This is a genomic window from Streptomyces sp. CB02366 (genome assembly GCF_001905905.1).
In the GTDB taxonomy this organism is placed as follows: Bacteria; Actinomycetota; Actinomycetes; order Streptomycetales; family Streptomycetaceae; genus Streptomyces.
This window is the reverse complement of sequence record NZ_LIVT01000005.1, coordinates 300960-322807: the sequence shown is the minus strand read 5'-3', so window position 1 is coordinate 322807 and position 21848 is coordinate 300960. Positions and strand designations below refer to the sequence as shown.

At 71.5% G+C, this 21848-nt stretch carries 18 protein-coding genes and 1 pseudogene; 4 read left to right on the top strand and 15 right to left on the bottom strand.

Annotated elements, in window-relative coordinates; translation table 11 throughout:
• Nucleotides 1–2 precede the first annotated feature (2 nt).
• Nucleotides 3–458 (bottom strand): DUF948 domain-containing protein, encoded by a 456-nt coding sequence (locus AMK24_RS18495; RefSeq protein WP_073769875.1) that lies wholly within the window; start codon nt 456–458, stop codon nt 3–5.
• A gap of 220 nt (nt 459–678) precedes the next feature.
• Here AMK24_RS18495 and AMK24_RS18490 point away from each other — a divergent pair, with 220 nt between their 5' ends.
• Nucleotides 679–2910, top strand: a complete 2232-nt coding sequence (locus AMK24_RS18490; protein ID WP_073769874.1) for an ATP-binding protein — start codon at nt 679–681, stop codon at nt 2908–2910.
• Nucleotides 2911–2927: 17 nt separating this feature from the next.
• On the opposite strand, the gene rpsD is transcribed toward AMK24_RS18490, so the two are convergent.
• Nucleotides 2928–3542 carry a 30S ribosomal protein S4 gene (gene rpsD, locus AMK24_RS18485; RefSeq protein ID WP_003970343.1) on the bottom strand — a complete coding sequence of 205 codons (615 nt, stop codon included), beginning with the start codon at nt 3540–3542 and terminating at the stop codon, nt 2928–2930.
• A gap of 196 nt (nt 3543–3738) precedes the next feature.
• Here rpsD and AMK24_RS18480 point away from each other — a divergent pair, with 196 nt between their 5' ends.
• On the top strand, nt 3739–4440 hold the full coding sequence (locus AMK24_RS18480; protein WP_073769873.1) for a DUF2470 domain-containing protein: 702 nt from the start codon (nt 3739–3741) through the stop codon (nt 4438–4440).
• Between the two features lie 64 nt (nt 4441–4504).
• Here AMK24_RS18480 and AMK24_RS18475 read toward each other — a convergent pair whose 3' ends face one another.
• From AMK24_RS18475 to AMK24_RS18460, 4 genes are all read right to left on the bottom strand, one after another.
• Nucleotides 4505–5875 carry a replication-associated recombination protein A gene (locus AMK24_RS18475; RefSeq protein WP_073769872.1) on the bottom strand — a complete coding sequence of 457 codons (1371 nt, stop codon included), beginning with the start codon at nt 5873–5875 and terminating at the stop codon, nt 4505–4507.
• Nucleotides 5876–5997: 122 nt separating this feature from the next.
• Entirely contained in the window at nt 5998–6636 is a 639-nt protein-coding gene (locus tag AMK24_RS18470) for a vitamin K epoxide reductase family protein (protein WP_073769871.1), read from the bottom strand.
• Nucleotides 6637–7008: 372 nt separating this feature from the next.
• Nucleotides 7009–8271: a histidine--tRNA ligase gene (gene hisS, locus AMK24_RS18465; RefSeq protein WP_073769870.1), complete on the bottom strand. Its 1263-nt coding sequence runs from the start codon at nt 8269–8271 to the stop codon at nt 7009–7011.
• A gap of 17 nt (nt 8272–8288) precedes the next feature.
• Complete coding sequence (locus AMK24_RS18460; protein WP_073769869.1) at nt 8289–8978, bottom strand: MBL fold metallo-hydrolase; 690 nt, start codon at nt 8976–8978, stop codon at nt 8289–8291.
• A 149-nt stretch (nt 8979–9127) separates the two neighbouring features.
• Between AMK24_RS18460 and AMK24_RS18455 the strand changes: the two genes are divergently transcribed.
• Together AMK24_RS18455 and AMK24_RS18450 are read left to right on the top strand one after the other, a co-directional pair.
• Nucleotides 9128–9919 (top strand): peptidylprolyl isomerase, encoded by a 792-nt coding sequence (locus AMK24_RS18455; RefSeq protein ID WP_073769868.1) that lies wholly within the window; start codon nt 9128–9130, stop codon nt 9917–9919.
• A gap of 212 nt (nt 9920–10131) precedes the next feature.
• Nucleotides 10132–11361, top strand: coding sequence for a DUF349 domain-containing protein (locus AMK24_RS18450; RefSeq protein ID WP_073769867.1), 1230 nt, complete (start codon nt 10132–10134; stop codon nt 11359–11361).
• 72 nt (nt 11362–11433) lie between these two features.
• Here the strand turns inward: AMK24_RS18450 and AMK24_RS18445 are convergent, their stop codons facing one another.
• From AMK24_RS18445 to AMK24_RS18405, 9 genes and pseudogenes are all read right to left on the bottom strand, one after another.
• Nucleotides 11434–13986: a RelA/SpoT family protein gene (locus AMK24_RS18445; protein WP_199876454.1), complete on the bottom strand. Its 2553-nt coding sequence runs from the start codon at nt 13984–13986 to the stop codon at nt 11434–11436.
• A 217-nt stretch (nt 13987–14203) separates the two neighbouring features.
• Nucleotides 14204–14755 carry an adenine phosphoribosyltransferase gene (locus tag AMK24_RS18440; RefSeq protein WP_073769865.1) on the bottom strand — a complete coding sequence of 184 codons (552 nt, stop codon included), beginning with the start codon at nt 14753–14755 and terminating at the stop codon, nt 14204–14206.
• Between the two features lie 3 nt (nt 14756–14758).
• Nucleotides 14759–15847 carry a protein translocase subunit SecF gene (gene secF, locus AMK24_RS18435; RefSeq protein ID WP_073769864.1) on the bottom strand — a complete coding sequence of 363 codons (1089 nt, stop codon included), beginning with the start codon at nt 15845–15847 and terminating at the stop codon, nt 14759–14761.
• A gap of 1 nt (nt 15848) precedes the next feature.
• Nucleotides 15849–17615 (bottom strand): protein translocase subunit SecD, encoded by a 1767-nt coding sequence (gene secD, locus AMK24_RS18430; protein WP_073769863.1) that lies wholly within the window; start codon nt 17613–17615, stop codon nt 15849–15851.
• A 150-nt stretch (nt 17616–17765) separates the two neighbouring features.
• Nucleotides 17766–18239, bottom strand: a complete 474-nt coding sequence (yajC, locus tag AMK24_RS18425) for a preprotein translocase subunit YajC (RefSeq protein ID WP_073769862.1) — start codon at nt 18237–18239, stop codon at nt 17766–17768.
• A 166-nt stretch (nt 18240–18405) separates the two neighbouring features.
• Complete coding sequence (gene ruvB, locus AMK24_RS18420) at nt 18406–19494, bottom strand: Holliday junction branch migration DNA helicase RuvB (protein ID WP_073769861.1); 1089 nt, start codon at nt 19492–19494, stop codon at nt 18406–18408.
• A gap of 30 nt (nt 19495–19524) precedes the next feature.
• A complete protein-coding gene (gene ruvA / locus AMK24_RS18415; protein ID WP_073769860.1) occupies nt 19525–20151 on the bottom strand; it encodes a Holliday junction branch migration protein RuvA in 627 nt (208 codons plus the stop codon).
• 140 nt (nt 20152–20291) lie between these two features.
• Nucleotides 20292–20888: pseudogene (gene ruvC, locus AMK24_RS18410) on the bottom strand (crossover junction endodeoxyribonuclease RuvC); the annotation flags it as partial.
• Nucleotides 20889–21052: 164 nt separating this feature from the next.
• Complete coding sequence (locus AMK24_RS18405) at nt 21053–21805, bottom strand: YebC/PmpR family DNA-binding transcriptional regulator (protein WP_073769858.1); 753 nt, start codon at nt 21803–21805, stop codon at nt 21053–21055.
• Nucleotides 21806–21848: the final 43 nt, after the last annotated feature.

Here is a 21848-nt window from a genome sequence, read left to right as displayed (position 1 = left end):
GATCAGTCCTTCTGTCCGCGGGCGTTTCGGCGTTCGCGCCTGCGTTCGCGCGCCGAGGGTACGGTCCGGCCGACGATCACCGTACGGCGGCCGGAGCCGCGGCCCTGCGCCGGTTCCGGTCCGGGGGCGGCGCGGCGGCCGAGCGCCTGCCGTACGCCGTAGCCGAAGGCGGCGACCTTGACGAGGGGGCCGCCGAAGGTGGAGGCGACGGTGGTGGAGAGCGCGGAGGCGTTGGAGGTGACCTCCTGGACATCGCTCGCGATGGCGTCGACCTTGTCCAGCTGGGTCTGGGCGGAACGCACCGTCGCCGAGGCGTCCGCGAGCAGCGGAACGGCCTGATCGGTCACGTCCGCCACGAGCTTGGTGGTCGCCCTGAGCGTCTGGGCGAGCCTCACCAGCACCACGGCGAGGAACGAGACCAGGATCGCCCAGAAGACGGCCACGATGATCCCGGCCACCTCTCCACCGGACACAGTGCACCGCTCCCTGCTCGTCGATCGACCCCCTCGGGGGCTTGTCCGCGTCGGTGCGGCCGGCTGCAGCCGGCCGCGCCCGATCGTCGTCCTTCGAGCCTATCGCGCCGTGCGTCCCCTCCCCTACCGCATTCTCCGCGGGCCGGGCGGCGGCCGTCCGACGAGATTGTACGGAGAGCTTTCAAGCCAGTACGCTCCGTGTCTCATGCGACGCCTGCAGGACCCCTTCCCGAATCCCGGCGAGCCGAACGCCCGCCCCGCCGCGTCACCCGGCGGTCTCCCGGCCGAGCTGAACTCCTTCGTGGGCCGGGAGGACGAACTGGCCGAAGTGGGCGCGCTGCTGGCGGCGCGGGCCCGGGTGGTCACCGTCGTCGGGGTGGCGGGCGTGGGCAAGACCCGGTGCGTCATCCGGGTCGCCGCCCTCCAGGAGAAACGGTACTGCGACGGGGTCCTGCTGGCCGAGCTGTCCGCCGTACGCGATCCCGGCCTGCTGGAACACGCCCTCGTCGACGCTCTGGGACTGACCGACCACACCAACCGGCCGCCGCGCACCGTCCTCGTGGAACACCTCCGCGAGCGCCGGACCCTGCTGGTGATCGACGGCTTCGAGCACCTCCTGGACGCGTGCGCCGGTCTCGTCACCGAACTGCTGCGCCGCGCTCCGGGTCTCCAGGTGCTCGCGGCCGGGCGCTGCCCGCTGCGGATGGACGGGGAGCGCACGTTCCCCCTCGCACCGATGTGCGACGAGGAGGCGGTGGAGCTGTTCACCGAACGGGCGCGCGGCGTCCGGCCGGGCTGGGAGCCGACGGAGGACGAACGCGGAGCGGTGCTGGAGCTCTGCCGCCGTCTCGACGGGATTCCGCTGGCGTTGGAGCTGGCGGCCGGGCGGCTTCGCGCCCTGTCGGTGGAGCAGGTGCTCCTGCGGCTGGACGACCGGTTCCGGCTGCTGACCGGAGGCCGCCGGGGCGCCCCGCCCCGCCATCAGACGCTGCGTACGGCGATCGGCTGGAGCCACGAACTGTGCTCGCCCGAACAGCGGTTGCTGTGGGCACGGCTCTCGGTCTTCGCCGGGCAGTTCGACCTGGAGGCCGCCGAGTACGTCTGCGGCGGCCCGGACCTGCCGACCGAATCGGTGCTCGACGTGCTGGACGAGCTGTTGGCCCAGTCGGTGGTGGAGCGCGAGGAGGGTCCGGCCGGGGCCCGCTACCGGCTGCTGGACACGGTGAGCGAATACGGGGCGCAGTGGCTGACGGCGGCCGGGGACGCCCAGCGGCTGCGACGACGGCACCGGGACTGGTTCCTGGGGCTCGCGACCTGGTGCGAGCTGGACTGGTTCAGCCCCCGGCAGGCGGAGGTGGCGGCGCGGATCGACGGCGAGCTGCCCAACCTGCGCCGGGCGATGGAATGTTCGATGGAGGACCCCGACGAGGTGCATCTGGCGCAGTACCTGGCCGGCACCCTGTGGTTCTACTGGGTCGGCTGCGGGCGGCTCTCCGAGGGGCGGCACTGGCTGGAGCACGTGCTGGAGGAGTCCTCCCCCCACGACGCGGCACGGCTGAAGGTGCTGTGGGTACTGGGCTACGTGGCGGTGCTCCAGGGCGACGCGGTCGCGGCGGTCGCGGCGCTGCGGGAGTGCCGGGAGGAGGCCGAGCGGACCGGCAACGCGAGGGCCCTGGCGTACGCGGTGCACCGCATGGGCTGCCTGGCGATCGTGACGGACGACATGCCGCGCGCCGAGGAGCTGCTGCGCGAGGCGCTGGGCCGGTACCGCGAGGTCGGCGAGTTGAACAGCAATGTGCTGATGGCGCAGGTCGAGCTGGCCATGGCGGTGGCGTTCCTCGGGGATCCGGACGCGGCGGCGGCGATCTGCGACGAGGTCCGGGAGGTCTGCGAGGACCACGGGGAGCGGTGGGCGCTGGCGTACGCGCTGTACGTCCTGGCGTACGCGGCGGTGCACCGGGGACGGCCCGGAGCGGCGCGGCAGATGCTCCGGGAGTGCCTGGCGATCGGCCGGACGTTCAACGATCTGCTGGGCACGGTGCTGTCCCTGGAGCTTCTCGCCCTGGTGACGGCGGTGGAGGGGGACGCCGGGGAGGCCGCCGTGCTCCAGGGGGCGGCGGAGGGCATCTGGCCCTCGGTGGGGCTGCCGTTGTTCGGCTCGGTGTTCTACGGGCGGCCGCGGGCGGAGTGCGAGGAGCGGGCGCGCCGGGAGCTGGGGAACACGGCGTACGAGGAGGGGCTGCGGGCGGGCCGGCGACTGGACCCGGCGGCCGCGGTGGACCGGGCCCTGGCGGGAGGCGGCCCCGACGCGGGGCGGGCCGCACCGGATGCGCCCGGTCCGCCCGGTGCGGGCGGACCGGGGGCGGGAGGGCCCGGGGGAACGCGAAGGCCCGCCGCCTCCCCGATGAGGGGAAGGGGCGGGCCGGAGCGCTGGTGAGAGCGGCTACGCCTGGATCAGCGGGCGTAGTACTCGACGACGAGCTGCTCGTCGCAGATCACCGGGATCTCCTTGCGGTTCGGGTCCCGGTCCAGGCGGAAGGCCAGGGCCTTCAGGTTCACCTGGAGGTAGCGCGGGGTCTCACCGTCGGTGTCGTAACCACCCTCGCGGGCCACCTGGAAGGGGACCTTGGAGCGGCTGCGCTCGCGGACCTGGACGATGTCGTCCGGGCGCACGCGGAAGGAGGGCTTGTCGACCTTGCCGCCGTTGACCTCGATGTGGCCGTGGACGACCATCTGACGGGCCTGGTAGATGGTGCGGGCGATGCCCGAACGCAGGACAAGGGCGTCGAGGCGGCGCTCGAGCTCGACGACCAGCGCCTCGCCCGTCTTGCCCTCGGCCTTCTTGGCGCGGTCGTAGGCACGCGCCATCTGGCGCTCGCTGATGTCGTACTGCGCGCGCAGGCGCTGCTTCTCCAGCAGACGGACCTTGTAGTCCGAGTTCTGCTTGCGGCCACGGCCGTGCTCGCCCGGCGGGTACGGACGCGCTTCGAAGTACTTGACAGCCTTGGGCGTCAGGGCGATGCCGAGGGCACGCGACTTCTTGACCTTGGGACGCGACTGGTTAGGCACGTTCTCCAGACCTCCGTTGTAGGTTAGGTTAGGTTAGGCTTACCTTACTCAAGGAGATCGCATGTCTCGCCCTGGGAACACCACTCACGTCACGGACAGCACAGACAGCGGCAGCACCTCGAAGGAGGATGCTGCTACGACGGAAGGCCGATCAGATCGTGGTCAGCCGCGTCCCAGCGGGCCAGAAAACACTCGGATGCCGTCAGCAGCCGAGCGCACACGAACTCTCGTACAGAGTACCTGCTCCGCGCTGCTCGTCGTACCGGGGCTGGATCCGGCCCGTGCGGAGCCGCTGCTCCCGGACAGCAGGCACGTGGGGCCCGAAGGCGACGTGTTCCTCGAATTCCCGGCGAATTCCCCGGCCGTGCGGGCCGCGACGCACGCGCAGGACGACGAGGTGACCGCCGTGCTGGAGATCACGGACGTCGCCCCGGTCTCCGTACCGCACCGCGTCCGGGGCCGCGCCTGGATCTCCGGCTGGCTCACCTGCGTCCCCGGCATCGCCGGGCCCGGCCGGATGGCTCTGCGCCTGGAGTTCGGCGAGGCGTACGTGGACGACCTCTGGGGCGCCGAGGACGTCGAGGCGGAGGACTTCCGGGACGCGGTCCCCGATCCGCTGGCCGCCCACGAGGCGGAGCTGCTCCAGCACCTGGCCTCCTCCCACGACGAGCGGATGCGCGCCTTGGGCGGGCTGCTGGGCGAGCGCGCCGCCCCCGCCCACAGGCCGGACCGGCCGAACGCCGTGCCCCTGGCACTGGACCGCTTCGGGCTGCGGGTCCGCTTCATCGAGGGCCGGGGCTCCTGCTTCGACGCCCGCTTCGACTTCCCCGAGCCGGTGCGCGACGTCACGGAGCTGCGCCGCGCCCTGCACACCCTCTTCGAGGCGGCGGCGCTCTGAGCCGGTCCTCCCCGGGGCCGCCGGGCCAGCGGGGGGGGGTGTCACGAGGGGTGAGCCGGTCGCCCTACGTCGGGTCCGACCCGTCGCCGACGCGGCCGAGGCGCTCGCGGACCCGCTCGACCACGTCCGCGTACCGCGCCTCCGCACCGTAGCGGGTGGGGGTGTAGTACCGCCGGTCGCGCACCGCGTCCGGAGCGTACTGCTGGGCGGCGATACCGCCCTGCACGTCGTGCGGATAGACGTACCCCTGGGCGTGGCCGAGCTTGGCCGCGCCCTTGTAGTGGCCGTCGCGCAGGTGGGCCGGGACGGGCCCCGCGAGCCCCCTGCGCACATCGTCCTGTGCGGCGGAGATCGCCAGCGTCGCCGCGTTGGACTTGGGGGCGAGCGCCAGGGCGATGGTGGCGTGGCTGAGGGTGAGCGCCGCCTCGGGGAAACCGATCATGGCCACCGCCTGGGCGGCGGCCACCGCGGTCGGCAGAGCGGTGGGATCGGCCAGGCCGATGTCCTCGCTGGCCGAGATCATCAGCCGCCGGGCGATGAACCGCGGGTCCTCCCCCGCCTCGATCATCCGGGCCAGGTAGTGCAGGGCCGCGTCCACGTCGGAGCCGCGGATCGACTTGATGAGCGCGCTGGCCACGTCGTAGTGCTGGTCGCCGTCGCGGTCGTACTTCACGGCCGCGCGGTCCACGGTCGCCTCGACCGTCTCCAGGGTGATCTCCGCCTCCCCCGTGGCGATGGCCGCGCCCGCCGCGGCCTCCAGCGCCGTCAGTGCGCGGCGGGCGTCGCCGCCCGCGATGCGCAGCAGATGCGCCTCGGCGTCCTCCGGCAGGGCGACCGCTCCGCCGAGGCCCCGCTCCTCGGTGAGCGCGCGGCGCAGCAGGGAGCGCAGGTCGTCGTCGGTCAGCGGCTCCAGGGTGAGCAGCAGGGAGCGCGAGAGCAGCGGCGAGATGATCGAGAAGTACGGATTCTCCGTGGTGGCGGCGATGAGGGTGACCCAGCGGTTCTCCACGGCGGGGAGGAGGGAGTCCTGCTGGGCCTTGGAGAAGCGGTGGATCTCGTCCAGGAAGAGGACGGTCTCCTTGCCGAAGCCGCCGGTGGCGCGGCGCGCGCCCTCGATGACGGCCCGGACCTCCTTGACGCCCGCGGTGATCGCGGAGAGCTCGACGAACCGCTTGTTGGTGGCCTTGCTGACCACGTACGCCAACGTCGTCTTACCGGTGCCGGGCGGGCCCCAGAGGATGACGGAGGACGCCCCGGCGGGGCCGCCGACGCCCTCGCCGACGAGACGGCGCAGGGGCGATCCCGGCTTCAGCAGATGCTGCTGGCCGACCACCTCGTCGAGGACGCGCGGACGCATCCGGACGGCGAGAGGACTGCTGGACGGGTCCTTCTCCTGGCGGTCTTCGGCTGCTGCGGTAAAGAGGTCGGGCTCCACGTCATGAAGCGTAAGCGACCCCGCCGACAGAACCAGCTACGGATTTTCGGAGGCGCTCGTCGGCTCCGGAGACGACGGCCACCCGCGGGTCCGCGGAGGCGGACCGGTCCCCCGGGCCGTACTCAGCTGGTCCAGAAGTCCCACCAGCGGGTCAGGATCAGCATGCCGATGATCCCGATCCACAGCACCGGAAGCACCCACGGGAACTCGGTGAGCCCGTTCCGCAGCCAGGCCGGGGCCGGCAGGACGCGGTTCTTGACGTTGTGGGTGGTGACGTAGCAGAACATGACGATCGTGGCGACCCAGGCCAGGCAGCACCACAGGCAGAGCGAGTTGATGTTGTACAGCGACTGGTACTGGAGCCAGGTGCAGAAGCCGACGCCGAACAGCGTCCCGGCGTTCAGTCCGAGCCAGAACCAGCCGCGGAAGCGTGCGCCGGCGAGCAGCCCCATCCCGATGGCGACGACCATGCCGTACGTGACCAGGCCCAGCACCGGGTTGGGGAACCCGAACACCGACGCCTGCTCGCTCTTCATGATGTTGCCGCAGGCGACGACGGGGTTGAGGCTGCATCCCGGGGTGAAGGAGGGGTCCTCCAGCAGCTTGAACTTGTCGATCGTGATGACCCAGGCGGCCAGCACTCCGGCCGCGCCGGTGATCACCAGGAGCAGGGCGAGACCGCGGCCGGCCCCGAAGGCGCGCTTGCCGCCGTCCTCGTCCTGGTCGGAGGAGAGGGGGTGGTCTACCGCTGCAGTCGTCATATCGCCGTTCCATCACCGAGTGGTCAACCGGGCAAGGTCATTGTGCCGCACCCCCGCCCGGCACAACCGTTCGATGAACATAAAGATGTCCGTCGATGAACGCCCTCGACGGGCCGGCCCCCGGCGGTGCGGGGCCCCGACGACGGACGATGCACGGCTCCCCCTCACCGGACGCCCGGCGCGGGGCACGCGCGACCCCCGAGGGATCGCACCGTCAAGGATGAATCACCGTTCACCGGGTTGACGGAAGACGGAAAGGCGCTGCCGCCGGGACGCGACGGTCCCGGCGGCAGCGCCCCGTGCACGGTCCGGCCGGCCGAACCGCCCGGCCCCTCGGGGCCGGACCGCTCCGCCGGCCGGGCCGCCCGGTCCTCAGCCGAGCCGCTTCGTCAGCTCCGCCACGGCCTCGGCCAGCGGCACCGCGCTCTGCTCGCCGGACTCCATGTCCTTGAGCTGGACGACTCCCTCGGCGAGATCGCGCTCGCCCGCCACCAGGGTGTAACGCGCGCCCGACCGGTTGGCGCTCTTCATCGCGCCCTTCAGCCCCCGGCCGCCGAACGCGAAGTCCGCGGCGACACCCGCGCGGCGCAGTTCGGTGACGACGCCGAACAGCACCCGGCGGGCCTCCTCGCCGAGCGGGACCGCGTACACGCTGGTGGGGGCGGGCAGATCGAGCTCGACGCCCTCCGCCTCCAGCGCGAGGACCGTGCGGTCCACCCCGAGCGCCCAGCCCACGGACGGCAGCGCGGGGCCGCCGATCATCTCGGACAGGCCGTCGTACCGCCCGCCGCCGCCCACCGCCGACTGCGAGCCGAGACCGTGGTGGACGAACTCGAAGGTGGTGCGGGTGTAGTAGTCCAGGCCGCGCACCAGCTTCTCGTCGTCCTCGAACGCGACCCCGGCCGCCGTGAGCAGCGCGCGGACCTCCTCGTGGTACGCCTTGCACGCGTCGCACAGGTGGTCGCGGAGCTTCGGGGCGCCGGTGAGCTGCTTCTGCACGTCGGCCCGCTTGTCGTCCAGGACGCGCAGCGGGTTGATCTCGATGCGGCGGCGGGTCTCCTCGTCGAGGTCCAGGTCGCGCAGGAAGGTCTGGAGCGCCTCGCGGTAGGCCGGACGGCACTCCTTGTCGCCCAGCGAGTTCAGCAGGATGCGGAACTGACGCAGGCCCAGGGAGCGGTACGCCTGGTCGGCGAGGATGATCAGCTCGGCGTCCAGGACCGGGTCCTCGGTACCGATGGCCTCCGCGCCGACCTGCGAGAAGTGGCGGTAGCGGCCCGCCTGCGGACGCTCGTAGCGGTAGTACGAGCCGGAGTACCAGAGCTTGACGGGGAGGTTCCCCGCCTTGTGGAGGTTGCCCTCCAGGGCGGCGCGCAGGACGGACGCGGTGCCCTCGGGTCGCAGCGCCAACTGGTCGCCGCCCTTGGTGGTGAGGGTGTACATCTCCTTGGTGACGATGTCGGTGGATTCACCGACACCGCGCGCGAAGAGCTCGACGTTCTCGAAGCCGGGCGTCTCGATGTAGCCGTAGCCGGAGTCGCGCAGGGGCGCGGAGATGGCCTCGCGCACCGCCAGGAACGTCGCGGAACGGGGCGGGGTCAGATCGTACGTGCCCTTGGGGGCCTGAAAGGTGCTCACGTGGATACGTCTCTCGTCTACAGTCCTCGGCGCGGCGCCGCGTCCAGACCGTTCAGGAACGGGTTGGAGGCGCGCTCGCGGCCGATGGTCGTCTGGGGGCCGTGGCCGGACAGCACCACGGTCGAGTCGTCGAGCGGCAGGCACACGCGGGCCAGCGACTCGAGCAGCTCGGCGTGGTCGCCGCCGGGCAGGTCGGTGCGTCCGACGGAGCCGGCGAAGAGCAGGTCGCCCGAGAAGAGGACCGGCGGAACGTCCGCGGCCTCGGGCATCCCGAACGTCACCGACCCCTTGGTATGGCCGGGCGCGTGCGAGACGCCGAACTCCAGGCCGGCCAGGGTCAGCTTCGAGCCGTCGGCCAGTTCCTTGACGTCGTCCGGCTCCCCCACGGTCAGCTCGCCCATGAGCGGCATCCCGATGGAGCGGCCGAGCGCCTTCTCCGGGTCGCTCATCATGTAGCGGTCCTCGGGGTGGATCCAGGCGGGGACGTCATGGGCGCCGCAGACGGGGACCACCGAGGCGACGTGGTCGATGTGGCCGTGGGTGAGCACGACGGCGACGGGCTTGAGCCGATGCTTCCTCAGCGCTTCCTCGACGCCCTGGGCGGCCTGGTGGCCCGGGTCGATGATCACGCACTCCTCACCGGCGGCGGGGGCGACCAGATAGCAATTGGTCCCCCAGGCCCCGGCGGGGAACCCGGCAATGAGCACGATCGTCCTTAATGTTCGGCGGAGGATGCGGCCGCGGCGGAGGATGCGGCGGATCAGAGCCTACCGGCGCTCCTCATCACACAGGTAACCCATATACGGTACGGGCAGCTCACGCCCTCATCCTCACGACGTAACAAGGAGCCCAACCGGTGTCCAGCAGCGAACAGCGGCGGCGGCAGCTCGCCCGGGAGAAGTTCGAGCGCCAGCAGAAGCGCAGGGAGGAGGCCCGCCGCCGGACGAAGCGCATCACCGCGATCGTCGCCGCTTCCGTGGCCGTGATCGCCGTCGTGGGTGTGAGCGCGTTCGTCGTGGCGGGCAAGGACGACGACAAGGACAAGAAGAGCGACACCGCGTCGAGCCAGAGCCCCTCTCCGGAGCCCTCGGAGAGCGAGAGCAAGGCTCCGCTGCCGCCGATGAAGATCGACAAGAAGGCCTCGTACACGATGTCGCTCACGACGAGCCAGGGCGACATCGGGTTCTCGATGGAGGCGGCGAAGACCCCGCAGACGGTGAACTCCTTCAAGGCGCTCGCCGACAAGGGCTACTTCGACGGCACCAAGTGCCACCGTCTGACCACCCAGGGCATCTTCGTGCTCCAGTGCGGCGACCCCAAGGGCGACGGCACGGGCGGACCGGGCTACACCATCCCGGACGAGAACCTGGACGCGCTCGGCAAGGCCGGCGCCGACGGCTCCGTCGTCTACCCGCCCGGCACGGTGGCGATGGCCAACACCGGCCAGCCGGACTCCGGCGGCAGCCAGTTCTTCCTGGTGTACAAGGAGACGAAGCTCCCGCCCACGTACACCCCGTTCGGCACGATGGACGACGCCTCGCTCAAGGCCGTCCAGAAGGTCGGCGAGGCCGGCGTCGAGGGCGGGGCCGGCGACGGCGCCCCGAAGAAGGCCGTGACCGTGGAGAAGGCGACCGTCGAGAAGAGCTGAGCCGCACGGGAGGGCGACCGTCGGGAAGGGCCTTCGCTCGGGCGGGGGCCCTTCCCCGCCCGAGCGAATAATTTCGGCCTCGCGGAGTGCGGACAGCCGGGCGGCCGGTCGCCTAGATTGACGTTGTGCAGGGCGGGCGGTGCCCGCCCCAGGAAACTGTGGACGATGCCCGGGGGCGAACCCCCTCGCAGGCATCAGGTGGAGGAGGCGCTGTGAGCAGCGACCCGTGGGGCCGCGTCGACGAGACGGGCACCGTGTACGTGCGTACAGCCGAGGGCGAGCAGGTCGTCGGATCGTGGCAGGCCGGTTCCCCCGAGGAGGCTCTGGCCTATTTCGAGCGCAAGTACGACGGCATGGCGGTCGAGATCGGCCTCCTCGAACGGCGGGTGAAGACCACCGACCTGTCGGCGAAGGACGCGACGGCCGCCATCGACCATCTGCGGCAGCAGGTCGACGAGCACCATGCGGTGGGCGACCTGGATGCGCTCCGCACACGGCTGGACGCGCTCGTCGCGACGGTCGAGGCGCGGCGCGAGGAGCGCAAGGTCCTCAAGGCCAAGCAGGCCGACGAGGCCAAGCAGGCCAAGGAGGCGCTGGTCGCCGAGGCCGAGGAGCTGGCGAAGAGCGAGCAGTGGCGGTCGGCCGGTGAGCGGCTGCGGGCGCTGGTGGACACCTGGAAGGGTCTCCCCCGCCTCGACCGCAAGTCGGACGACGAGCTGTGGCACCGCTTCTCGCACGCCCGCTCGGCGTTCTCCAAGCGGCGCAAGGCCCACTTCGCCGCACTGGACGCCCAGCGCGAGGAGGCCCGCAAGGCCAAGGAGAAGCTGGTCGCCGAGGCCGAGGCGCTGTCCGGTTCCCAGGACTGGGCGGCCACGGCCGCGCGCTACCGCGACCTGATGACCGAGTGGAAGGCGGCGGGCCGCGCCCAGCGCGAGGCCGAGGACGACCTGTGGAACCGCTTCCGCGGCGCCCAGGACGTCTTCTTCGCCGCCCGCGGCGAGGTCTTCGCGGAGCGGGACGCCGAGCAGGGCGAGAACCTCAGGCTGAAGGAGGAGCTCGCCGACGAGGCCGAGAAGCTGGTGCCGGTGAAGGACCTGAAGGCGGCCCGCGCCGCGTTCCGGTCGATCAACGAGCGCTGGGAGGCCATCGGCCACGTCCCGCGTGACGCCCGTCCCAAGGTCGAGGGCCGGATGCAGGCGGTGGAGCGGGCGCTCCTGGAGTCCGAGGAGGCCGAGTGGCGCCGGACGAACCCGGAGGCGCGGGCCCGCGCCGAGGGTCTGACCGGTCAGCTGCAGGCCGCCGTGGACAAGCTGCGCGGCCAGATCGACACCGCGCGAGCCCGGGGCGACAACGCGCGCGCGGACAAGCTGGCCAAGGAGCTGGAGGGGCGTCAGGCGCTGCTGGACCAGGCGCTGAAGGGCCTGGAGGAGTTCGGCGGCTGAGACGGACCCCGAAGGCCGCTGACGTAGAGGCCCCCGGTACGCGTCGCGTACCGGGGGCCTCTACGTCGTCCGCTACGGCCTGCGGGCCGAGGTGACCCGGTAGACGTCGTAGACGCCCTCGACCCCGCGCACGGCCTTCAGGACGTGGCCCAGGTGCTTGGGGTCGCCCATCTCGAAGGTGAAGCGCGAGGTGGCCACCCGGTCGCGGGAGGTCTGGACGGCCGCCGACAGGATGTTGACGTGCTGGTCGGAGAGGATCCGGGTGACGTCGGAGAGCAGCCGGGAGCGGTCCAGCGCCTCGACCTGGATGGCGACCAGGAAGACCGAGGACTGGGTGGGGGCCCATTCGACGTCGAGGATGCGCTCGGGCTGCTGCGACAGCGACTCCACGTTGACGCAGTCGGCGCGGTGGACGGAGACGCCGCTGCCCCGGGTGACGAAGCCGATGATCGGGTCGCCGGGCACGGGCGTGCAGCAGCGGGCGAGTTTGACCCAGACGTCCTCGACGCCCTTGACGACGACGCCGGGGTCGGCGTTGGCGCGGCGCTTGCCGCGACCGCCGTGGGAGGGCGGGGTGGACTCCGCGATGTCCTCGTTGGCCTCGTCGTGGCCGCCGAGCGCCTGGACCAGCTTCTGGACGACGCCGGCCGCCGCGACATGGCCCTCGCCGATCGCCGCGTACAGCGAGGAGATGTCGGGATAGCGCATCTCGTGGGCCAGGGTGACCAGGGAGTCGCCGGTCAGGATGCGCTGGATCGGCAGGTTCTGCTTGCGCATGGCGCGCGCGATGGCGTCCTTGCCCTGCTCGATGGCCTCGTCGCGGCGCTCCTTGGAGAACCAGGCGCGGATCTTGTTGCGGGCGCGCGGCGACTTGACGAAGCCGAGCCAGTCCCGGGAGGGCCCGGCCCCGGCCGCCTTGGAGGTGAAGACCTCGACCAGGTCTCCGTTGTCGAGCGTCGATTCGAGCGGGACGAGCCGCCCGTTGACGCGTGCCCCTATGGTCCGGTGGCCGACCTCGGTGTGGACGGCGTACGCGAAGTCGACGGGGGTCGCCCCCGCGGGCAGCGCTATCACGTCGCCCTTCGGCGTGAAGACGAAGACCTCGTTGCGCGAGAGGTCGAAGCGCAGGGACTCCAGGAACTCGCTGGGGTCCTCGGTCTCCTTCTGCCAGTCCAGGAGCTGGCGCAACCACGCCATGTCGTTGACGGTGTCCTGGCCGCGCCCGGTGTTCCGGGGGACGTCGGTGCGCACCTTGGAGGCGCCGGCGACGGCCTCCTGCTTGTACTTCCAGTGGGCGGCGATGCCGTACTCGGCGCGGCGGTGCATGTCGAAGGTGCGGATCTGCAGTTCGACGGGTTTGCCGCTGGGCCCGATCACCGTGGTGTGCAGCGACTGGTACATGTTGAACTTGGGCATCGCGATGTAGTCCTTGAACCGCCCCGGGACCGGGTTCCACCGGGCGTGGACGGTGCCGAGCGCCGCGTAGCAGTCGCGGACGGTGTCGACGAGGACGCGGATGCCCACCAGGTCGTAGATCTCGGCGAAGTCGCGGCCCCGCACGATCATCTTCTGGTAGACGCTGTAGTAGTGCTTGGGGCGGCCGGTGACGGTGGCCTTGATGCGGGCGGCGCGCAGGTCGGCCTGGACCTCGTCGGTCACTATGGCGAGGTATTCGTCGCGCTTGGGGGCGCGCTCGGCGACGAGGCGGACGATCTCGTCGTACATCTTGGGGTAGAGGATCGCGAAGGCGAGGTCCTCCAGCTCCCACTTGATGGTGTTCATGCCCAGCCGGTGCGCCAGCGGGGCGTAGATCTCCAGCGTCTCGCGGGCCTTCTTCTCCTGCTTCTCCCGCTTGAGGTAGCGCATGGTGCGCATGTTGTGCAGCCGGTCGGCGAGCTTGATCACCAGGACCCGGGGGTCCTTGGCCATGGCGACCACCATCTTGCGCACGGTCTCGGCCTGGGCGGCCTCGCCGAACTTGACCTTGTCCAGCTTGGTGACGCCGTCGACGAGCAGGGCCACCTGGTCGCCGAAGTCGCGGCGCAGGGTGTCCAGGCCGTACTCGGTGTCCTCGACGGTGTCGTGCAGCAGGCCCGCCATCAGCGTCGCCGGGTCCATCCCCAGCTCGGCGAGGATCGTGGTCACGGCCAGCGGGTGGGTGATGTAGGGGTCGCCGCTCTTGCGCTTCTGGCCCCGGTGCCAGCGCTCGGCGACCTGGTAGGCCTTCTCGATCTGGCGGAGCGTGGCCGTCTCGATCTTGGGGTCGTTGCCCCGGACGGTCCGCAGGAGGGGCTCCAGGACCGGGTTGTACGGGCTGGAGCGCTGTACGCCCAGTCGGGCGAGGCGGGCCCGTACGCGGTTGGAGGAGCCGCCGGAGCGGGAGCCGGAGCCGGCAACGGCTCCGGACTTCGCGGGGGGCCCGGGGGGCGGGGGCTTGGGCGCGGCGGGGGCGGGCTTCCTGGCCGGCGGCTGCGCCGGGCCCGTCGTCCCGGCCGGGTTCGGCGGGGCTTCGGGGGCGGCCGGCTTGGCGGGCGGCGGCGTCCCCGGGGGGCGCGCGGCGTCGGCGGGCGCGGGCTCCGGCGCGTTCGAGGGCGCGGCCTTGTCCGGCGTGGCGGGAGCCGCCACGGGCTTCTCGGGCTGCGGGGCGGCGGCTGACTGGGCCTCGTCTGGCAAGAGCGCTCCTCGTGCGGATCCGGGGTACCCGGAGAGCCCATGGTATCGATCCCCCGGCGGGACCTCGCCCGGGGACGGCGGGAGACGGGACGACGAAGAACGGGCACCCGGTGTGTCCGGGTGCCCGTTCAGGTGTGCTCGGTGTCCGTCGCCGGACCGCGGCCCTGGATCAGACCGTGATCAGGGCCTCCAGCGGGGCGCCGGCCAGGTGCGGCTCCAGCCGGGCCCGGCCCGGGAGGAAGCCGAGCTCCATGAGGACCGCGACGCCCGCGACCCGGGCGCCGGCCCGCCGGACGAGCTCCAGCGACGCCTCGGCGGTGCCGCCGGTGGCCAGGACGTCGTCGATGACCATGACCCGGTCCGCCGGGTCGAGGTCCTCGGCGTGGATCTCGATCTCGGCGCTGCCGTACTCCAGCTCGTAGGACTGGCTCAGCGTGGCTCCGGGGAGCTTCCCGGCCTTGCGGACCGGGATGAAGCCGAGGCCCGCCCGGACCGCGACGGGCGCGGCCAGGATGAAACCGCGCGCCTCCAGCCCGACGACCTTCGTGGCGCCGTGGCGTACGCACAGCTCCGCGAGGGCGTCGGTGAGCGCCGTGAAGGCGACCGGGTCCGCGAGCAGCGGGGTGATGTCCTTGAACATCACGCCCGGCTTCGGGTAGTCCGCGACATCGCGGATCCGGCTGAGCAGCAGTTCGCGGAGGGGTTCGGTGGTGCTCGTCATCGCTCAGTGCTTCCCGGGGGTGCGGCCGTGGGACCGGGGGCGGCCGATCGCCGCGGTGCCCGCCGTCTCGGCGGTGTCGCGCGGGTCCTCGGTCCCGTCCTCCGGGGACTCGCCCCTGGCGGCCGCGGCGGCCCGCTTGGCCAGCACCCGCTTCTTCAGCGCCTTCATCTGCGGGTCGCGTTCCTTGAGGTCGGCGACGAGCGGCGTGGCGATGAAGATCGAGGAGTAGGCGCCGGCGGCGAGACCGACGAACAGCGAGAGCGAGATGTCGTTCAGCATGCCCGCGCCGAAGACGCCGCCGCCGATGAACAGCAGACCGGCCACCGGCAGCAGCGCCACCACGGTGGTGTTGATGGAGCGGACCAGGGTGCTGTTGATCGACCGGTTGGCGATCTCGCTGTAGGTGAAGCGGGTCTGCTTGGTGATGTCCTTCTGGCCCTCCTTGAGGCTGTCGAAGACCACCACCGTGTCGTACAGGGAGTAACCGAGAATGGTCAGCAGACCGATCACCGTGCCCGGCGTGACCTCGAAGCCGACCAGGGCGTAGACGCCGACCGTGATGGTGATGTCGTGGATCAGCGCGACCAGGGCGGCGACGGCCATCCGCCATTCGAAGGCGATGGCCAGGTAGATCACCACCAGGACCATGAAGACGCCGAGGCCGGTCCACGCCTTGTTCGCGATCTGCTCGCCCCAGCTGGGGCCGACCAGGTCGGCGTTGATGTCGTTGGCCGGGATGCCGAGTTCGTCGGAGAGGGTCTCCTTGATCTCGTTGGCCTTGGCGGTGTCGACCTCGGTGATCTGGATGCGCAGACCGCCGTTGCCGAGTTCCTGGACGATCGCCATGTGGCCGGACGCCTCGGTCGCCACGTCGGTGGCCTGGGCGGTGGAGATCCGGGCCTTGGTGTCGGTCGTGAAGACCGCGCCGCCCTTGAACTCGATGCCCATCCGCAGCCCGCCGACCGCCACGCCGATGATGGCCGTGATGGTGATCAGGATCGAGATGCCGTACCAGATCTTGCGGTTGCGGATGAAGTCGTAGCCGACCTCGCCGCGGTAGAGCCGGGCGCCGAGATTGCCGAGTCGCGACATCTCACGCCTCCTTCGGTTCGGTGGGGGCGTTGACACGGCGCGAGCGGCGCAGCGGCGGCTGGGCGCCGAGCCGCTTCGGGTCCAGTCCGGACCACGAGCCGCCCCGGGAGAAGAACTTCGTCCGTCCCATGAGCGTCATGAGGGGCTTCGTGAAGAAGAAGACCACGACGACGTCGAGCAGGGTGGTGAGCCCCAGGGTGAAGGCGAAGCCCTGCACCTTGCCGACGGTGACGATGAAGAGCACCGCGGCGGCCAGGAACGAGACGAAGTCGGAGACCAGGATGGTGCGACGGGCGCGCGGCCAGGCGCGCTCGATGGCCGGACGGAGCGTGCGTCCCTCGCGGATCTCGTCTCTGACGCGTTCGAAGTAGACGATGAACGAGTCGGCTGTGATGCCGATGGCGACGATGGCGCCGCAGACCGCCGGGAGGTTCAGCGCGAAGCCGATGGCCGGGCCCAGCAGGGCCATGATCGTGTACGTCAGGACGCCGGAGACCAGGAGGCTCAGGAGCGCGATGAACGCGAGGCCCCGGTAGTAGACGACCAGGTAGACGACGACGAGTGCCAGACCGATGGCGCCGGCGATCAGTCCGCCCTTGAGCTGCTCGCTGCCGAGCGCCGCGGTCACCGTGGTGACGCTGACCTCCTTGAAGGTCAGGGGCAGGGCGCCGTACGACAGGATGTTGCCGAGGTCCTCGGCCGACTGCTGCGTGAAGTTGCCGGAGATCTGGGCGTTCTTGCTGAGCGCGGTGCGGACCGAGGGAGCGGAGACGACCTCTCCGTCGAGGACGATCGCGAACTGGTTCATCGGCGGCTGCTGCTGCGAGAGCCGGCCGGTGATCGTCTGGAACTTCTTGGCGCCGGCGGAGGTGAACTCCATCGACACGATCCACTCACCGGTCTGCTGGTCGATGGCGCCCTTGGCGTCGTCGACGTCGCTGCCGGAGACCTCGGCGGGGCCGAGGATGTACTTCTCGTAGCTGCCCGGAACGTTGGAACCGCAGGCGACGATGGTGTCGGTGGCCTTGGCGTTCTTGCCCGCCTCGGTCCGCTGCTTGGGGTCCGTGCAGTCGAGCTCGGCGAACTCCTTCTGGAGCTTGGCCGTCGCCGGGTCCGCCGGCGGCGTCGCCGGGGGGGTCCCGGACGCCTTCGGCTTGTCGGAGGCGCCGGGCGTCGGGTCGTCCTTGGTCAGGGCGCCGGTGACCGCGCGGCCCTGGGTGGTGGCGCTCGCCGAGGGGGTGGCCTCCGTGCCGGTGGCCTCCTCGCCCGCGGGCTTGTCCTTCTCCTTCTCCCCGCCCTGGGCGGACTCGCCGGGCTTGGGGGTGGCGGAGCCGGAGGGCGTGGGCGCCTCGGGGCCGCTCGCCTGCACCGTCAGAACGGGCCGGAAGTAGAGCTGGGCGGTGGTGCCGACCTGCTCCTGGGCCTGCTTGGAGTTCGTCCCCTTGGGGATGTTGACGATGATGTTCTTGGAGCCCTGGGTCTGAACCTCAGCCTCGGAGACGCCCAGCCCGTTGACTCGCCGCTCGATGATCCCGACCGCTGTGTCCATATTGGTCGGGTTGATCGCGTTCGGCTTGCCGGGCTGGTTCTGCGCCTCCAGCGTGATCGACGTACCGCCGGCGAGGTCGATGCCCAGCCGGGGCGTGGTGTGCCCGGACAGGAACATCCCGCCGACGAGCGCGATCATGGCGATGAGGATCAGAGCCAGGGCACGCCCCGGTCGGCCATGACCGCCGGACGGCCCTCGGCCCTTCTTGGGTGCTGCCACCTTCTCGTTTCTCCCTGTCCAACCGCCCCGCGCCGGGTACGCGTCGGAACGGCCACGAAATGTAGTGGGGACCCCGCCCCCGCAGACGACCGCACGGTCCCGGGGACGCCGCGCGCCGGTGGGCGCGCGACGTCCCCGGGATCGTGAGAACTACTTGGTGTCGGCTTCGCCGTCGGTCTTGCCCTCGTCCTTGGCGTCCTTCACGTCCTTGACGTCCTTGGCCGGGGCGTCCTCCGAGGCGTCGTCGTCCTTGCCCAGGTCGATCTTGGCGACCTCCGCGTCACCCGTGAGCGAGGACGCGTCGTCGGGGACCACGGCGTCGTCCGTGTCCAGCTCCGGGTCGTCGCCGTGCACGATGCGGTTGTACTCCGCGTCGTCCAGGACGGCGCCGATGGAGTTCTTCGCGTAGACGGCGTGCACGCCCGGGGCGACCTCGAGGAGGACGGTGTCGTCGTGGACTTCCTTCACGGTCGCGTACATGCCCCCGATCGTCCGGACGCCGGTGCCGGGCTGCATGTCGTTGCGCATCTGCGCGGCCGCCGCCTGCTTCTTCTTGGCGGAGCGGGTCATCAGGAACATGGCCCCGATGAGCACGATGAAGGGGAGGAAAGTCAAGATATCCACGGGACGGGAATTCCTTCGCACGACCGCGCTGGAATGCGGCCTGTATATACGGGGGTGGGTACACCGACCGGTAAGGGCGGCATCGGCGGAGTCTAAGCGAGTCCGCATCGATGGAACAACGCCCAGCATGGCACCCCGGTTCCCGTGCGGGCGAACCCGCGACGGCTCACGCCCCGAACAAACCCTGTTGTCCCTTTGCTCCGTGGGCCGGCGGGACCAGTCCCAGGTGTGCCCAGGCCGCGGGGGTGGCGACCCGGCCGCGCGGTGTCCTGGCCAGCAGCCCTTCCCGTACGAGGAAGGGTTCGGCGACCTCCTCGACGGTCTCCCGCTCCTCGCCCACGGCGACCGCCAGGGTGGACAGGCCGACGGGGCCGCCGCCGAACAGTTTCAGCAGGGCGCCGAGGACGGCGCGGTCCAGCCGATCGAGTCCGCGGGCGTCAACCTCGTACACCTTGAGGGCGGCCGCCGCGATCTCCCGGTCGATCGTCCCCTCCGCCTTGACCTGGGCGTAGTCGCGGACGCGGCGCAGCAACCGGTTGGCGATGCGGGGGGTGCCCCGGGAGCGGCCGGCGATCTCGGCCGCGCCCTCCGCGTCGATGCCGACGTCGAGGAGGCGGGCGGAGCGGTGGATGACCCGCTCCAGCTCGGCGGGGGCGTAGAACTCCATGTGGCCGGTGAAGCCGAAGCGGTCGCGCAGCGGGGGCGGCAGCAGCCCGGCCCGGGTGGTGGCCCCGACCAGGGTGAACGGCGGCAGCTCCAGCGGGATCGCGGTGGCGCCGGGGCCCTTGCCGACGATGACGTCGACCCGGAAGTCCTCCATCGCCATGTACAGCATCTCCTCGGCGGGCCGGGACATGCGGTGGATCTCGTCGAGGAAGAGGACCTCGCCCTCCTGGAGGGAGGAGAGGATCGCCGCGAGGTCGCCGGCGTGCTGGATGGCGGGGCCCGAGGTGATACGGATCGGGGCGTTCATCTCGGCGGCGATGATCATCGAGAGGGTGGTCTTGCCGAGACCGGGGGCGCCGGAGAGCAGCACGTGGTCGGCGGTGGCGCCCCGGGCCCGGGCGGCCTTGAGGACCAGGTCGAGCTGTTCGCGGACCGTCTCCTGGCCGACGAACTCCTCCAGGTCCTTGGGGCGCAGGGCCGCCTCCACCGCGGTGTCCTCGCCGTCGAGGTGGCCGGCGTCGACCAGCCGGTCGTCGAAGACCGGGCCGGTCGCCTCGTCGGTCTCGGGTCCGGTCTCGTCCCAGTTCATTTCGGGGCCTCTTCGGTGGTTCGGTGCCGGTCAGCGTGCGCGGTTGAGAGTCTGCAGGGCGGCCCGCAGGAGCTGCGGCACGGGGGGTGCGGCGCCTTCGGCGACGGCGGCCTCGGCCTGCGGGGCGACGGCGTTGACGGCCTCGTCGGCCTCGCGGCTCGCGTAGCCGAGGCCGATCAGCGCGGCCTGGAGCTGGTCGCGCCACCCGGAGGTGACGGGGGCGCCGACGCCTTGCCGGCCGGTGTGCGCTCCGACCGGTTCGCCGAGGCGGTCCTTGAGCTCCAGGAGCAGCTTCTGGGCGCCCTTCTTCCCGATGCCGGAGACGGCGGTCAGCGCCTTCTCGTCGCCGGTGGAGACGGCGAGGCGCAGGGCGTCGGGGCTGTGGGTGGCGAGCATCGCCTGGGCGAGGCGGGGGCCGACGCCGCTGGCGGTCTGGAGGAGTTCGAAGACCTGCCGCTCGTCGTCGTCCGCGAAGCCGTACAGGGTGAGGGAGTCCTCGCGGACGACCAGCGAGGTGGCGAGCCGGGCCTCCTTGCCGACGCGCAGGCCGGCGAGGGTGTGCGGGGTGCACTGGACGGCCATGCCGATGCCGCCGACCTCGATGACGGCCGTGGTCGGAGCGAGGGCGGCCACCGGGCCGGAGACGAAGGCGATCATGCGATGCGGCCTTTCAGCGTGCGGGGCGTGCCGGGGGTGCTGGAGGTGCCGGGGGTGCTGGAGGCCCCGGACGTGCCGGTGGGCCCGGGGGCGGCGGGATCGCCGGGCGTGCCGGTAGCTCCGGGGGCGGCGGTGGAGCGGGGGGCGCCCGGGGCGGCGGACCCGCGCGGTGTGCGGGCGGCTCCCGGGGTCCGCGACGCGCCGAGGGGGCCGGCCGCCCGGGGCGCGCGGTGGGCGGCGACGGCCTGCTGGAGCCGGTTCTGGGCGGGGGCCCGCCAGATGTGGCAGATCGCGAGGGCCAGCGCGTCGGCGGCGTCGGCCGGCTTGGGCGGCGCGTCCAACCGCAGCAGCCGGGTCACCATCGCGCCCACCTGGGCCTTGTCGGCCCGGCCGGAGCCGGTGACGGCGGCCTTGACCTCGCTGGGGGTGTGCAGGGCGACGGGGATGCCGCGACGGGCGGCGCAGAGCATGGCGACCGCACTGGCCTGGGCGGTGCCCATCACGGTGCGGACGTTGTGCTGGGCGAAGACGCGCTCGACGGCGACGAAGCCCGGGGAGTGTTCGTCGAGCCACTGCTCGATGCCGCGCTCGACGGCGACGAGCCGGTCGCCCAGCTCGGCGTCGGCGGGGGTGCGCACGACGCCGACGCCGATCATGGTCAGCGGTCGTCCGGCGACCCCCTCGACCACGCCGACGCCGCACCGGGTCAGCCCCGGGTCGATGCCCAGAACCCGCATAGGGGCCCCCTGTCCTCGGTCGTGGCCGACGCGCGACGCGCCCGCTCGATCATCTGTTCCCGCAGGCTATCGGCTCGGACTGACAAACCCTCGCACCCACAGGACGACGGGCCGGCGGGGAGTGCCCCGTCGGCCCGTCGCGTGAAGACCTGCCGGCCGTGCCGTCAGGCGTCGACCTTCTCCATGACCTCGTCGGACACGTCGAAGTTGGCGAAGACGTTCTGCACGTCGTCGCTGTCCTCCAGCGCGTCGATGAGCTTGAAGATCTTGCGGGCGCCCTCCTCGTCCAGCTCGACCTGCATGGTGGGCAGGAAGCTGGCCTCGGCGGAGTCGTAGTCGATGCCCGCCTCCTGGAGGGCGGTGCGCACCGCGACCATGTCGGTGGCCTCGCTGACCACCTCGAAGGTCTCGCCGAGGTCGTTGACCTCCTCGGCGCCCGCGTCGAGGACCGCGCCGAGGACGTCGTCCTCGGTCAGCTCCCCCTTGGGCACGATCACGACGCCCTTGCGGTTGAACAGGTACGAGACCGAGCCCGGGTCGGCCATGGAGCCGCCGTTGCGGGTCATGGCGACGCGTACGTCGGAGGCGGCGCGGTTGCGGTTGTCGGTGAGGCACTCGATGAGCACCGCGACACCGTTGGGGCCGTAACCCTCGTACATGATCGTCTCGTAATCGGTTCCGCCCGCTTCGAGACCGCCGCCGCGCTTGACCGCGGAGTCGATGTTCTTGTTCGGGACGGAGCTCTTCTTCGCCTTCTGGATGGCGTCGACGAGCGTGGGGTTGCCGTCGGGGTCGACGCCGCCGGAGCGGGCCGCGACCTCGATGTTCTTGATCAGCTTCGCGAAGAGCTTGCCGCGCTTGGCGTCAATCACGGCCTTCTTGTGCTTCGTCGTAGCCCATTTAGAGTGGCCGGACATCTGCCTTCTCCTTCGCGTCACCAAAATCGAGTAGAACCCGAGA

Bases quoted from the DNA above. Each gene is read 5' to 3' on its own strand.
- ruvB (WP_073769861.1), bottom strand. From the start codon at position 19,494: ATGAACTGGGACGAGACCGGACCCGAGACCGACGAGGCGACCGGCCCG.
- AMK24_RS18405 (WP_073769858.1), bottom strand. From the start codon at position 21,805: ATGTCCGGCCACTCTAAATGGGCTACGACGAAGCACAAGAAGGCCGTG.
- AMK24_RS18440 (WP_073769865.1), bottom strand. From the start codon at position 14,755: ATGACGAGCACCACCGAACCCCTCCGCGAACTGCTGCTCAGCCGGATC.
- ruvA (WP_073769860.1), bottom strand. From the start codon at position 20,151: ATGATCGCCTTCGTCTCCGGCCCGGTGGCCGCCCTCGCTCCGACCACG.
- secF (WP_073769864.1), bottom strand. From the start codon at position 15,847: ATGTCGCGACTCGGCAATCTCGGCGCCCGGCTCTACCGCGGCGAGGTC.
- AMK24_RS18470 (WP_073769871.1), bottom strand. From the start codon at position 6,636: ATGACGACTGCAGCGGTAGACCACCCCCTCTCCTCCGACCAGGACGAG.
- AMK24_RS18480 (WP_073769873.1), top strand. From the start codon at position 3,739: ATGCCGTCAGCAGCCGAGCGCACACGAACTCTCGTACAGAGTACCTGC.
- AMK24_RS18490 (WP_073769874.1), top strand. From the start codon at position 679: ATGCGACGCCTGCAGGACCCCTTCCCGAATCCCGGCGAGCCGAACGCC.